At 44.7% G+C, this 13,269-nt stretch carries 12 protein-coding genes; 7 read left to right on the top strand and 5 right to left on the bottom strand.

Translation table 11 applies throughout. From position 1 onward, the window contains the following. Positions 1–15 precede the first annotated feature (15 nt). On the top strand, positions 16–2,142 hold the full coding sequence (locus IT291_01270) for a hypothetical protein (protein MCC6219852.1): 2,127 nt from the start codon (positions 16–18) through the stop codon (positions 2,140–2,142). A 26-nt stretch (positions 2,143–2,168) separates the two neighbouring features. On the opposite strand, the gene IT291_01265 is transcribed toward IT291_01270, so the two are convergent. From IT291_01265 to IT291_01250, 4 genes are read right to left on the bottom strand one after another with little or no spacing between them, the layout of a single operon-like run. Continuing rightward, positions 2,169–2,768 (bottom strand): hypothetical protein, encoded by a 600-nt coding sequence (locus tag IT291_01265; protein MCC6219851.1) that lies wholly within the window; start codon positions 2,766–2,768, stop codon positions 2,169–2,171. A 4-nt stretch (positions 2,769–2,772) separates the two neighbouring features. Next, entirely contained in the window at positions 2,773–4,053 is a 1,281-nt protein-coding gene (gene serS / locus IT291_01260) for a serine--tRNA ligase (protein ID MCC6219850.1), read from the bottom strand. A gap of 45 nt (positions 4,054–4,098) precedes the next feature. Then, a complete protein-coding gene (locus IT291_01255) occupies positions 4,099–4,557 on the bottom strand; it encodes a YraN family protein (protein ID MCC6219849.1) in 459 nt (152 codons plus the stop codon). Continuing rightward, positions 4,484–5,101 carry a ribonuclease HII gene (locus IT291_01250; GenBank protein MCC6219848.1) on the bottom strand — a complete coding sequence of 206 codons (618 nt, stop codon included), beginning with the start codon at positions 5,099–5,101 and terminating at the stop codon, positions 4,484–4,486. The genes IT291_01255 and IT291_01250 overlap by 74 nt, the downstream gene beginning before the upstream one ends. A 125-nt stretch (positions 5,102–5,226) precedes the next feature. Here IT291_01250 and gatC point away from each other — a divergent pair, with 125 nt between their 5' ends. The 3 genes from gatC to gatB are packed head-to-tail and all read left to right on the top strand — an operon-like array spanning position 5,227 to position 8,461. Then, positions 5,227–5,514, top strand: a complete 288-nt coding sequence (gene gatC / locus IT291_01245) for an Asp-tRNA(Asn)/Glu-tRNA(Gln) amidotransferase subunit GatC (GenBank protein MCC6219847.1) — start codon at positions 5,227–5,229, stop codon at positions 5,512–5,514. Between the two features lie 8 nt (positions 5,515–5,522). Further along, positions 5,523–7,019: an Asp-tRNA(Asn)/Glu-tRNA(Gln) amidotransferase subunit GatA gene (gene gatA, locus IT291_01240; GenBank protein MCC6219846.1), complete on the top strand. Its 1,497-nt coding sequence runs from the start codon at positions 5,523–5,525 to the stop codon at positions 7,017–7,019. Beyond that, positions 7,016–8,461 carry an Asp-tRNA(Asn)/Glu-tRNA(Gln) amidotransferase subunit GatB gene (gene gatB / locus IT291_01235; protein MCC6219845.1) on the top strand — a complete coding sequence of 482 codons (1,446 nt, stop codon included), beginning with the start codon at positions 7,016–7,018 and terminating at the stop codon, positions 8,459–8,461. The genes gatA and gatB overlap by 4 nt, the downstream gene beginning before the upstream one ends. A 12-nt stretch (positions 8,462–8,473) precedes the next feature. Here gatB and IT291_01230 read toward each other — a convergent pair whose 3' ends face one another. After that, entirely contained in the window at positions 8,474–8,749 is a 276-nt protein-coding gene (locus tag IT291_01230; protein ID MCC6219844.1) for a DUF4911 domain-containing protein, read from the bottom strand. A 14-nt stretch (positions 8,750–8,763) separates the two neighbouring features. Between IT291_01230 and IT291_01225 the strand changes: the two genes are divergently transcribed. Genes IT291_01225 through IT291_01215 form a run of 3 tightly spaced genes read left to right on the top strand, consistent with a single transcriptional unit; the run spans position 8,764 to position 12,806 of the window. Next, a complete protein-coding gene (locus IT291_01225) occupies positions 8,764–10,842 on the top strand; it encodes a SurA N-terminal domain-containing protein (protein ID MCC6219843.1) in 2,079 nt (692 codons plus the stop codon). A gap of 28 nt (positions 10,843–10,870) precedes the next feature. After that, the gene (locus IT291_01220; protein MCC6219842.1) at positions 10,871–11,746 is read left to right on the top strand and encodes a hypothetical protein; all 876 of its coding nucleotides are present in this window, start codon (positions 10,871–10,873) and stop codon (positions 11,744–11,746) included. A gap of 52 nt (positions 11,747–11,798) precedes the next feature. Next, entirely contained in the window at positions 11,799–12,806 is a 1,008-nt protein-coding gene (locus tag IT291_01215; protein MCC6219841.1) for a cellulase family glycosylhydrolase, read from the top strand. Positions 12,807–13,269: the final 463 nt, after the last annotated feature.

Raw genomic sequence — 13,269 nt, 5'->3', positions numbered from 1 at the left:
CCAGCATGGCAGCAGGTGCCGATACGGACAAAGGCACAGAAGACCGCAGGGCTTAGCGGCGGAGAGGGGATGCAGGAGATTTTTAGCATGGCTTATGCGCCATCTAGTCCGGATATTGTCTATGTGCTGGCGGATGTAAACGGCCCATGGAAGAGCACAGATGGTGGAACTACTTGGACCCCTAAGTTTAGAAATTTTAGTGCGAGCGGAGGGAGTTCCATTGCTGTTCATCCCAGTAACCCAAATATAGTTTTTGCTTCGGGAAATGCCATGTTGCCTGACACTAGCGAAGATACATCTGATAATAGAATGGGCATATATAGGAGCACTGATGGGGGAGAGAACTGGCAGTTAGTTCGAGTTACAAAATATACCATTCCGAGGCCGGATGGCCGCAAGGCCGGCTACCTCGTTGCTTTTACTAGCGGTGGCAATACTATTTATGCTGGCACAGAGACAGAGGGGCTTTTAAAGTCGACGGATGGTGGAACTACCTGGGTGAAAGTTGCTAAGTCTGGTGGGGGCACGATATTAAGCGACGCCTGGATTTACGATGTAAAGGTTCATCCTTCGAATAATTCTATTTTGTTTGTCTGCACGAATATTGGATTCTTTAAAATCACTGATAGCGGCAGCTCGGCAACACAAGTAAAAATTACTGTGCTAAATAACAAGATTCCATTCGCTGCTCTCATCCATCCTAGCAACGGCAATATCATTTATTTAAACCTCGTCTATGACGGCATATACAAGACCACCGATGGTGGCACGAGCTGGACTGTAAAAAATAACGGATTAATGATTGACGGGTCTAATCAGATTACCGGTTTTACTATCAGCAAAGCCGATCCAATGTACTTATATCTTCAGAGTTATCAATTTGATTGGCCGAGACTGTTTTATTCTCGTAATGGAGGGGATAGCTGGGTTAAGCCTAGTTCGACCGATGAGCAAAATGCAGACGGCTGGGTAGGTAACTCTGCAGAAGCTGGAGATGGTAACACGGGACCAGATGCGGGGAATTATTACGGCGGCCCCATAATCGCACACCCTACGAATAGGGACATTGCCCTTACTAATGGCACTAGCAACAAGATTAAACGCACCGTTGATGGAGGAGTTAATTGGAGATATGCGGGAAGTGGTTATACCGGAGGTAGAGTGGTTGATATTAAGTGGGATAAACTCAGTGCCAACAACTTCGTTATGTTTTTGTTCGACTATGGCCCGTACGTGACAACTAACGGCGGCGATACGTTTAGTTACATGAGAGCTCCGCGATATAACGGCCAGAGAACCACTAATGCCGGAGCCGTTGATCCAAATAATTTTAATCGCGTAATTACAGCTATTGGGGATTGGAATATTTCTAAGGTAGTAATTACTAGGAATGGCGGTTTGTCGTGGACATTTGTAGATGGCACTGAGGGTGGTTTGCCCGCTTTTGCCGCCTTTCATCCAACGAACCCTGATGTCGCTTATACTGGCCGGTTTAAGTTTACTAATTTTAGCAGTAGCGATCCGAATTCGCAGAACAGTTTTTCTAAATTAGATCGTCCCGTAACTGCAATGTTTCCGGGCAACGGAAACATCGTTTATTCGCACTTATTCGCAGATGGTGTGACTAAAATTTATAAATCTACAGATGGTGGTTTAAACTGGACAACGCCCTATCCGAACATTCCAACATTTGCCTATCAAATTGCCATTGATCCAGCTAACGCCGATAAGATTTATGTTGCGGCTAGATACAAGGGACTATACGTAATTAATGGCACTAGCCTGTCGTTGAAGAACGCCGATAATGGGCTTAAATACGATCAATTTGGCTCGCTGCATTCACAGTATGTAGCTATCGATCCCAGGACTCCTAGCACTCTTTATCTAGGTATGTGGGCCGAGTTTAGTGGCCCATCCAACGGCATTTTTCGCTCTACCGACGGCGGAAACACCTGGACAAACATCAGCGGCAATATCGGTCCATATTTTTCTCCCTACGGCATATTTGTGAGCCCCTTTGATTCCTCTGTCTATGTGGGTTCATCGCATGGAACGTGGAAGCTTTCTTCCGGGGGTAGCAACAATACTGCTCCTGCTGCACCTAGTGGATTGAGGATTATTCAAGACTTTACAAAATATTAAACCGCTCTTGCAAAAGAGCACAAAACTTACCCCTTAACCTCCAGCCCTGGCTTCCTACAACCGCCTTTAAGCGTAATATTAATTGGCGTAGGTTGGTAGTTAGCTCGTGCTATTAACTTAAATGTTTCCTCCGTTAACGCACCTCTAGTTATTGATATGCGCACGGGTCCGCCGTTCTCGTCTTTAATCGACCCCTTTATCCTGCACTTGTTATCAAATGGCTTTCCTGGTTTTCTTACTTCTTTATAGTTCCAGCGAATGAATAAATTGCGCTTCTTTGAGTTTGCCTCAGGCTCCTCAATACTTTCATCCTTAGCACCACGAGCTTTTCCGCCTAACCCTTCGTCAAGCCTAGCGCGCATTTTAACTTCCGTCGATCCGGCACCTAACCCCATAAAAGCTTCTGGCGATAACTGATTAAATGGAACCGACACCAAAGACGACGCTCTAACGCAATTAGTTAAGTTCGACTGCACTGGAGCATTTGTGTATATAGTGACACCGCGATGAGCGCTATTCACGCACTCCCAAATTTCCGCACGCACCTCACTCGCTAAAAACACTGAGACTAAAGCAACAATCACTACGAACATACAACTCTTAACCAATACAACTCGAATCGACACGCCCCTAATTTTTAGTAATTACCTCCTGCCCATTCATGTACGGACGCAAGGCTTGGGGAATTACTACCGAACCGTCTTCTTGCTGATAATTTTCTAAAATAGCCACAACTGTCCGACCAACTGCCAACCCCGACCCATTTAACATGTGCACGAATTTTGGCTTCTCTCCAGCAGCCGCGCGATAGCGCGTCTTAGTGCGCCTGGCCTGATAGTCCGTAGTATTAGAACAACTGCTAATTTCGCGATAACACCCAAGCCCTGGCAGCCATACCTCTAGGTCATATGTCTTTGCAGCTGCTAGTCCCATATCTCCCGATGAGAGGGTTATTCTGCGATATGCTAGGCCTAACTCTTCGAGAATGGATTCTGCATCAGCAGTTAGCATCTCGAGCTCCTCAAAGGAAGTTTCCTGAGACGTAATCTTTACTAACTCAACCTTATTAAACTGATGCAGGCGAATTAATCCCCGCACATCCTTGCCATGAGACCCCGCCTCTGCCCGAAAACAAGGAGTATAGGCAGTGTAGTACAGCGGTAGATCTTCGGCATTTAGTATTTCATCCGCATGCAAATTGCAAAGCGATACTTCCGAGGTCGGTATCAAATAAAACTGTGGTTCAGCACCAGCTGTTTTAAATAAATCCGCCTCGAATTTGGGAAGCTGACCAGAACCAAAAAGTGCTTCGGCACGCACGAGAATTGGCACGAGCATTTCCTGATACCCGCGCTTAGCATGCCGCTCTAACATAAAATTAATTAGCGCTCTTTCTAACCTAGCGCCATCACCTCGATAAACCGCAAAACGAGATCCCGAAATTTTCGCCGCCCGAGGAAAATCCAATATATTCAGCGCTTCTCCAACATCCCAATGCGCGCTAGGCGTAAATGAGAAAACGGGCTTCTCCCCCCAATATTTCTCTACTCGGTTTTGCTCCTCCCCAGCCCCAATGGGAACACTGCTATCGGGAATATTGGCAATCCTATGATGAATACTAGCGAGTTTTTGTTCGATTACTTCTAAATCTTCGGCAAGCTGGCTCTCGAGATCGCCCTGTCGTTTTAAATCCTCTAGCAAAGTCGACACATCTGCCCCTTCCTTTTTTGCCTGCGCTATGCGTGGCCCGAGGCGATTTTTGTTAGCCCTAATTTCTTCTATCTTTAGCAGCGCTTCGCGACGCTGCTCGTCTAATTCTGGGTACAAATCAATGCTTTCGGGCAAACCCCTTGTAGCTAAGAGCCTCTTCACATTGTTAAAATCTTCTCGAAGTAATCTAGGATCTATCATGATTATCTCTCCTGCTCACAAATCTACAGCAACGCGCCGACAAAACTACACAGCCCCTTTAATGTGCATGACTTTCTCAACTCTCAAATCTACCTGCCGCAACAACACTCCTACGACATCTATGCGCACCGGCGGGCGTGGTTTTTTCTTATAAAAAATTAACAAATACACTTGAACAAGTGCACGTAATTTCTTTTTTTTCTTATCATGTATGTTTTCAAAAATACATTTACTAGCTACTAAATTTGCAATTCGGCTCTTAACCTCTACAAAAACGAGTTCATTTTTGTCGGCTAATATTAAATCTACCTCTCCAACTCTACACCGCCAGTTCCTAAAAACTTCGCGCATCCCGGTAGATTTCAGATAAACCAAAGCATAACCCTCACCAAGCTTAGCGATTGCTGCACGCGAATCATGGAGATTTGCGTTATTCTCGACAAAATCTCGATAAATACTCTCGTACTCCTGCAAATGTAGATCTATGCGGTCGCGCTGGCCCATGCTCGGCAATCTGCTGCAAATGAGCTTTCGTAGGGTAGCCTTTGTGTTTCGCAAATCCATACTGAGGATAATAAGTATCTAATTGCTCCATAAGGCGATCCCTACTTACCTTCGCAAGAATAGATGCAGCAGAAATTGCCAGTATTTTTTCATCGCCTTTTATTATCGTCTTCTGCGAAAGATTTGTGTCAATTGATGTATCTCCATCAACTAATAACTGAAGACTAAATTTTTTTGACTTAGTTTTGCTGCTAATCTCTAAAGAATTACGTACTTTTTCCGCTGCTAGCGCCATGGCTAAACGAGTAGCTTCTCTAATATTGAGCTTTTCAATACGCCTTGGTCCAATAGACACAACTGCATAGGCCAGCGAAACCTTTATTATCTCTAAATAAAGCCTATCGCGAACAGGGCTACTAAGTTTTTTTGAATCTCGAAACTCAGAATTTGAGTAACCTGATGGGAGAACCACACAGGCAGCCGTAACTGGGCCGGCCAAAGGCCCTCTTCCAGCTTCATCTATTCCAGCTACGTAATGATTCACGCGAGGCTCCTATAGCGATCATAAGGAATGTGTGATATCGAAAACATCTTTAGAGTTGTTAAGTTTTACAGCTCTTCCAAAAATATCGAAAAACAATTCTTACATTTTCAAGGTATTTTGCAACTATGAGCAGCCTTTCACTCGAGCAAGTTCGGAACATTGCAGACCTAGCGATGCTAGAGCTCTCAGAAGATGAGCTACTAAAAATCCAAAAGGAACTCAATGACATTTTCTCATACGTGGACAAACTATCCGCCGTTCCAACGCGAGGCGTCGTGCCGACTAGCCATGTTCATGGCGTCACGAATGCGTTTAGAAATGACGTAGTTAAGGAGTCCTTAGATATTGAAAAAGTCGCACAAAACGCACCTGCATTCGACAAACAGGGATTTGAAGTTCCAAAAATATTATAATTAGCAACATGAACGAACTTGAACTTATACGACTTTCTGCCACCGAAATGCGAAGAGGTCTGTTAGCTGGCGAGTTTTCTGCTGTTCAGCTTACCAAGGCACATCTCGCACAGATAATGTCTACTAACGAGCGGTTTAATCACTTTATAACTATCTGCGAAGATGTGGCCCTCAATGCGGCTAACTCGGCTGACAAAATCATTGCTCAAAAGAAGCAAAACTCACCTGCGCTTACTGGCATACCGGTAGCAATTAAGGACATGCTAGTTACAGAAGGGATAGAGACAACCTGCGCCTCTAAAATGCTAAAAGGTTTTATCCCGCCGTACGACTGCACAGCAGTGGCGAAACTAAGAAGCCGCGGAGCGGTCATCCTAGGCAAAACCAATTTGGATGAGTTTGCCATGGGGGCCTCTAATGAAAACTCCGCATTTGGACCTGTGCGTAACCCCTGGGACGAAGAGCGCGTTTCAGGTGGTTCTAGCGGTGGCTCCGCCGTTTCGGTTGCCTTAGGCTCAGCACCTCTAGCACTTGGCACCGACACCGGCGGTTCCATTCGACAACCAGCAGCATTTACTGGAATTTTAGGTCTTAGGCCCACATATGGGCGAGTAAGTCGTTATGGTTGCGTCGCCTTTGCTTCTTCGCTCGATCAAATTGGCGCGTTTGCTAGAACAATTGAAGATTTAGCGCTTATAATGGAGGCAATTTCTGGACACGACGAAAGCGATTCTACTTCGATGAAAGTCGATGTTCCAAATTACGTTGCCAATCTTCAAGCTAGTAAAGATCAAGGGCTTAAAGGTCTTCGCGTCGGGGTGCCTAAGGAATATTTTATCAGCGGAACGCAAAGCGAAGTTAACGAGGCAGTCCAAGCAGGTTTAAGAATACTCGCGAAACTTGGAGCCGAGCTCGTCGACATCTCGCTTCCAAACACCGAACTTGCCGTCCCAGTTTATTACATAATTAACCCTGCCGAGGCTTCGTCCAATTTAGCTCGTTACGACGGCGTTCGTTATGGCCACAGAACAAAGAGCTGTGGCTCTTTAGCAGACATGTACAAGAAAACTCGCCAAGAGGGATTCGGCCCAGAAGTTAAGCGGCGCATAATGATAGGAACGTACGTGCTATCGGCTGGCTACTACGACGCCTATTATTTGCAGGCGCAAAAGGCGCGAACCCTTATAATTAACGATTTTAAGGCGGCGTTTGCCAATGACTGCGATATTATCGCAACTCCAACGGCTCCCACAACGGCTTTTAAAATTGCCGAAAAATGCACTTCGCCGTTGCAGATGTATTTGGCCGATATTTTTACTTGCCCCGTAAACTTAGCTGGGCTCTGCGGTTTGTCCCTGCCATGTGGACTAGACAACAACGAGTTGCCAATTGGGCTCCAACTAATTGGAGCGCCTTTTCAAGAGTCCAAACTGATGTGCGTGGCACAAGAACTACAGAGAGAACTAGCCTTCGATACTAGCAAGAGGATTCGTTCAAGAATATGACGCAAGAAATAGAAGCAGTAATAGGTCTAGAAGTTCACGCTCAGTTGTCGACTGATAGTAAGATTTTTGCAACCTCATCTACAGTTGTCGGTTGCCCGCCCAATACGCTAACAGATCCTCTGACTTTGGCGCTGCCTGGCTCATTGCCGGTTTTAAATAAACTCGCGGTTGAATTTGCTGTAAAACTTGGGCTTGCAACTGGTTGTGGCATTGCTAGAGAAAGCATCTTTGCAAGAAAGCACTACATGTATCCAGACCTTCCTAAAGGCTATCAAATTTCTCAATACGAAAAGCCAGTTTGCAAATCCGGGCACCTAGAAATTAGGATTAACGGCAATTTGCGCACTGTCGGCATTACGCGCATTCACTTGGAAGAAGATGCCGGAAAGAACGTGCATCACGCAAACCGCCCGTACTCTAGCGTTGATCTGAATCGCGCAGGCGTAGCTCTGGTGGAAATTGTATCAGAACCAGACCTGCGAAGCCCAGAAGAAGCCGGCGCCTACATGCGTCAAATTAGGCAGATTCTTCGGTATTTAGACATCTCCGATGGCAACATGGAGGAAGGTAGCCTTAGATGCGACGCTAACGTTTCTGTGCGAGCAAAAGGCGAAACCAAACTTGGAGAAAAAGTCGAAATAAAAAACCTAAACTCCTTTAAGTTCGTAGAAAGTGCTCTGGCCTACGAAATTGAGCGCCAGACAGCTCTGCTAAGAGAGGGCAAACAGGCTAGACAAGAAACTAGATTATGGGATGAAGCAAAGGGCGAAACTCGCGTAATGAGAACTAAGGAGCACGCTCAAGATTACCGTTACTTTCCAGATCCAGATTTGCTACCCCTAGTTATCGACAATGACTGGATTGAAAAAATTCGCGCTACTTTGCCAGAACTCCCAGTTGCAGTTTACAAGCGCTTTCTAAAAATGTACCGCCTCGATGAGTACACCGCCGAAGTGCTTACCCAAGAGCGCTTCGTAGCTCAATATTACGACCAGGCGGTATCAGCACATAATAACCCAATAGGTATTGCCAATTGGATTTCATCCGAACTCTTTGGCCTTTTAAACAAAGAAACTATCTCCATTGAAAAATGTCCAGTTAGTCCAGAAAATTTAGCAGCTCTGGTGCAACTCATCGACAGCGACGTGATCTCCGGAAAAATTGCTAAAACCGTTTTCGCCGAAATGTTTTCAACAAGCGCTACGCCTATGAGCATTGTTGAAAGTCGAGGGCTAAAGCAAGTTAGCAACCCAGAATTGATTCAAAAAGCCATCGACGAGGTGATAGCCAGCAATCCTGAACAGGTAAGCGAATACCGATCCGGAAAAACAAAATTGTTTGGTTTTTTCGTGGGTCAATTGATGAAAATAACGCAAGGCAAGGCAAATCCTCAATTATTAAATGATTTGCTAAAAATCAGCCTAGAGAACAAGAAGGATTAATCTGTCTCTTTCTCACTCTTCGCTTTCTTGCAGAAGCCAGTCACTTTTTGCGCTATGAGGTTTTGGTATTACTCTTATATTCAACTCGCCCTTGAGGCTTTCGATTAGTTCATATACCTTATTTGCAGTACATGAGAGGGCAAGGATAACTATCTCGCCGAGAGAAGAGTCCAAAGTTCTAACAACGCCCAAATCGCAGTAGCTCTCTAGGACGAATTTTATATATGCTATATCCTGCTTTGGTAGCTTGATATAGATGGGAACTAATTTTTCTTGGTAGGCGTGCATAAAGTGTTAATTCAATGTTGCAATTTATAAGAAAAAACAAAAATAAACTAGTGGGATGGGTAGCAGTAGGCGTTTGTGCTTCGTTGATGCTTGGCTTTGGCTTGGGCTCTTTTTTCGATTCGCCAGTCTCGGCGGCTATTGCTAAAGTTAATGACAAGGAAATCTCCTATGGTGAATTTAGTAAGGAAAGCCAAAATTTATCGGCCAGGTTTCGCCAACAATTTGGTGACAATTACGAACTTATAAAAAATCAGTTAAGGCTGCCGCAGCTCGCCATAGATAGTCTCACCACTCGATTACTAATAGACGACTTTACAAAAGAACTCGGCCTTAGCGTATCTCTAATGCAAATAGAAAATAAAATTCGCTCGCTCCCAATCTTTGGAGGAAAGTTCAACAAAGAGACATATAGGCTTTATCTAAAGACTTTAGGGATAAACGGTTCGCAACTGGAAGATATGGTTAAAAAGGATTTACTAGAGGAGCAATTAAAATCAATCCTTAACGATTTAAGTGTATTAACCGATGACGAAATAAGAGCAGTTTACATGCGAAACAATGCAAAAACTAAGTTTCGCTATATCGCGGTTGAATCAAAGGATTTTGAAAGCCAGGTCGACACCAACGACGTTAAGGCATTGGAGGATTATTTGGAGAAGAATTCCGAAGGCTACCGAAAACCAGAACAGTTTAAGTTTAGTTATATAAGTTTTCCTCCAGAAGCGTATTTGAACGAGGTCGAAGTTACAGAGGAAGACATTAGCGAGTATTACAAAGAGCATAGCACGGAGTTTTTTGAGCCGCGAAAAGTTCACCTAAAACAAATTGTTATACCTATTAGGGCAAAAACTAATCTCATGGAGCTAATGAATGCGGGTTCAAAGCCCGATATGAACGAGGCTCAAATGAGTGAGAATCCGGAAGACGTCAAGGCGGATGCTAAGAAAAGAGCGGCGGCGATTATCGAGAGACTAAAGAAAGGTGAAAGTTTTAGCGCCGTAGCGAGTGAATTAACCAATGGCGACGAGAACAGCGGTAAGGGTAGCGATTTGGGTTGGCAAGAACTCGACGATCTCCAGGCATCAATTCGCGAAGCCGCGCTAAAGCTTACAGCAGGCACATACAGCGATGTAATCGAAACTCCCGACGGCCTCGTAATTATCTACCTCGAAGGTGAAAAGCCACGAACCGAAAAGACTCTAGAGCAGGTTAGGGATATTATCATTAGCGCTTTGCGTCAGGCTGAGGCACCAACATACGCAGAAATCGCCGCAGACGAGTTTCACTCCGAATGGACATCTGCTGATAAGTCGAAGGAAAACGAAACGACTTTAGAAGCATTTGCGAAGAGCAAGAATCTGGAGGTCAATTCGCCCGGTGGATTTGTAGGATCTGATTCAACGCAAACGTCACTTCCCGCAGGCTTGATGCAGGAAGTTATAAAGCTAGAGGACAAAGAAGAGTCCATGGTGAGAATCGATAACACCGCTTATTTCGTTAAGGTAGAAGAGATCAAGCAGTCTTACATACCTAAGTTAGAGGAAGTTAAGGAGAGAGTTGTTAAGGATTTCATGACGCATAAATCGCTTGAGCTTGCCGAAAAATTTGCCGGCGATTTAATCGGCGAACTTAGAGGCTTAGATGACAAGGAACCGCAGTCTAAGGACGCAAAGGAGGGCGAAACCGAATCAGAGCCTGCTCCTGTTGTCGCCGTTAAAACGCTAGGCGAGATTGCTAGTAGACACAATTTAAAACTAAGCGAATCTGAAGCTTTTAGCCGCATCGAGCAACCAAAGGATGTTTTCGCCCACGGCCCAATACACGAAATGGCGTTTCGTCTAACTGCAACTAAACCCATACACAACAAGCCTCTTAGAAAGAACGATGCTTATCACATTATTGAATTCGCGGAGAGATTGCCGATTGCTGCTGAAGATTTGGACAAAGAAAGGAGCACCATTATTGCGAACGAAAAGGCCGCTGCCATGAATAGGCTTTATGAGGGATTAATTAGCACTTTGCGCGCAGATGCAAGCATTTGGTTAAATCCAGAATATTCGTATCTGCTCAATGACGAGCCCGGGCAAAGATAAAATTGAGCAGAAACGTCCAAGCTAGGCAATGTTTGAGCTTCATCTTTGCGTAGAACGGCGCAGGCGTTTTTTACAGGCCGCAAGAGATGTTTCTATTGAGGCCAAATTTTTCAAGCGTTCTAGCGCGAAGGAAGTTGGTTGCGATTTTCCTTTTTTTGGCACATTGCTCAAATCGCTTATAGAAATAATTCCATTTCGAGATACTGGCGAGAGGGGCGCAGGCGAAGTGGTGAACTTCAGAGGCAGGCCACCTGAAACTTTTCCGCTGTCGCTTGGCGAAAAAAGGCACTTTCACTTTACCAACGACATTGCTAAAGAGGAGTTATGTTTTGTTAGTGGCGTGATCTTTCATTTGCCAACATCCCTTTCAGATTGGCCTAAAGCGAACTCATCTGGGAACAAGGGCGAGAGAGAACAACCGCGAGATTGCGAAAACCTACCCGCGCTGCCGTTTGAGTTTAAGTTAAGCACCAAATTTGCCAGATTCGAAGGCGATAGACACATAGTCTATGAGTTAGTTCAGGAGTCAAGTGGCGCGTTAAAACAACTAATGCCTGAACTGTCATTGCAATTATTGCCTCAAATAATTCCCATGCGCATTGAAACTTTTCGGTTTGGCTTTGAATTATTTAGAAGCAAGCGCCGCATTTCGTCCCTCTTTAGCAATGCACCAGTTGCCGAGCAGCATTTCTTTTTAACCGCCAATTCTTTGGAACAGTTAGACATTTTAATAACTGAAGAAGACTTGGAGACTGGTCGTTCTATGCCAATGGAAGACATATCTATGATTAAGCACTTATCATTGGCGCTTGAACATGCAAATATATTTGAGGGTTTTGATGCTAGCATTCGATCTTTACTTGCTCAAAGCAACTCTTCTCGCTTAATATCTAAGAACAATTGAGGAAAGTGTCTCAGATACTCCTATAAAAAACCTTTCTCGGGAAAATTGCTTTATGATTTTACGAACCTTACTGTTAGTTCTGTTTTTGCTTACATCGCTTACGGCTTGCAATTCGTCCGTAGAAAAGGCGTTTGACATAGCTACAGATAACATAGATCGAAAGCCAATAAACCGAGACAAACTAGGAGTAAATGCATTCTTTAATGAACCTGGCTTTGGTTCGATTGACGCTCAATATGCAGAAATTAAAAATACTTTGGGAATTAATTTTATAAGAGTGTTGTTTGCTTGGGACAATAATGTTCAGCCGTCTCCTGGCGACAGTCCAAATTTCTCTTTTTTTGACGATATCATCGAATCAATTCCGCCCGGCGTTAGCGTTGTAGTCGTGCTGGCGCATACGCCTAGCTGGATGAGCAATTCGAGCAACTGGATCGAGGGGAATCCGAGAAAAACCTGGGTGGAGCGTTTTCTTCGCAAAGCAGTGAGTCGTTATGCTGGCACTCCTGGAGTTTTGGCTTGGGAGATTTGGAACGAGCCGGATTTAACCACGAGTGATTCTGACGCTGCGCTCGAGCTTGCTGAACCCGCAAACTATTTTGAGCTTTTATCTTTGGGTGCACACGTAGTTAGAACCACTGATCCTACGCGCATAGTCTTAAATGCCGCAACGTCTTCTATTAATCAAGACTATCCGGATATATTAAACTATAACAAAACTTTAGCTGCCTTAGGAGCAACTAGCATTGTCGATGCGTGGAACATTCACTATTACGGCAAGCAGTTTGAGCGCGTAGTGGATGGGAACGGCATTGCGCCATTCTTAAACAGCCTAGCAAAGCCTATCTGGGTTACCGAATCTGGCGCCCAAGGGCCGAACAATCAACTAGCTTACGTAGAAACTGCGTGGCCATTTCTCGAAGAAGAAATTCCCGGCATAGATTTATTTTTCTACTACAACTACGCCTCTACCGATCCTTTAGAACTAAACTATGGCCTAAGAAACAACGACAGCAGCTCTTTGGTTTCGGATTTATACGTCCATCTACGAGACGGCTAAAGTAGAAGAGAAAGCGCAAAAAAAACCTCATACCGGAACAGCGCCACAAAAAGCGCGCTGTTCCGGCAAAACACTGGCTGGCTATTTCCTCCGTATACACCAACCAGTTTTTGTTTTTACAAATTTACCAATGCCAATGCGTTCCGCACTAGCAAAATTTTCAAACCTCTTTAACAAAAAGAGGGAGAGGGAGACCTTCCCTCTTTTCGCTTTTTTTTCCATTTTAACGAACAGGAGTGTTCGTTTGTTAAAATGGAATAATTTTTCGCAAGATCCGACATCTCTGTCGAATCTTGTCCACCTGGATTCGCCCGGCCCAATAGCCCATACCGCTCCATTGGACCTTCCCACCGCCACCGCGCCGTTGGTGGCGTTTTCAACTTGGGAAAGCTTGTCAGCTCTCCCAATTTTTTCAAAAAAAACTTCGCCCCCGGCGTTTACCACCAGTGCTTCCATCTTCATT

The sequence above is a fragment of the Deltaproteobacteria bacterium genome, from assembly GCA_020845775.1.
Lineage (GTDB): Bacteria > Bdellovibrionota_C > UBA2361 > SZUA-149 > JADLFC01 > JADLFC01.
The sequence above is the reverse complement of the archived record's forward strand: the minus strand, read 5'-3'. Positions and strand labels throughout refer to the sequence as shown.

Coding starts and splice junctions, on each gene's coding strand:
- serS (MCC6219850.1), bottom strand. CDS start 4,053: ATGATAGATCCTAGATTACTTCGAGAAGATTTTAACAATGTGAAGAGG.
- IT291_01255 (MCC6219849.1), bottom strand. CDS start 4,557: ATGGGCCAGCGCGACCGCATAGATCTACATTTGCAGGAGTACGAGAGT.
- gatC (MCC6219847.1), top strand. CDS start 5,227: ATGAGCAGCCTTTCACTCGAGCAAGTTCGGAACATTGCAGACCTAGCG.
- gatA (MCC6219846.1), top strand. CDS start 5,523: ATGAACGAACTTGAACTTATACGACTTTCTGCCACCGAAATGCGAAGA.
- gatB (MCC6219845.1), top strand. CDS start 7,016: ATGACGCAAGAAATAGAAGCAGTAATAGGTCTAGAAGTTCACGCTCAG.
- IT291_01230 (MCC6219844.1), bottom strand. CDS start 8,749: ATGCACGCCTACCAAGAAAAATTAGTTCCCATCTATATCAAGCTACCA.
- IT291_01225 (MCC6219843.1), top strand. CDS start 8,764: ATGTTGCAATTTATAAGAAAAAACAAAAATAAACTAGTGGGATGGGTA.
- IT291_01220 (MCC6219842.1), top strand. CDS start 10,871: ATGTTTGAGCTTCATCTTTGCGTAGAACGGCGCAGGCGTTTTTTACAG.
- IT291_01215 (MCC6219841.1), top strand. CDS start 11,799: ATGATTTTACGAACCTTACTGTTAGTTCTGTTTTTGCTTACATCGCTT.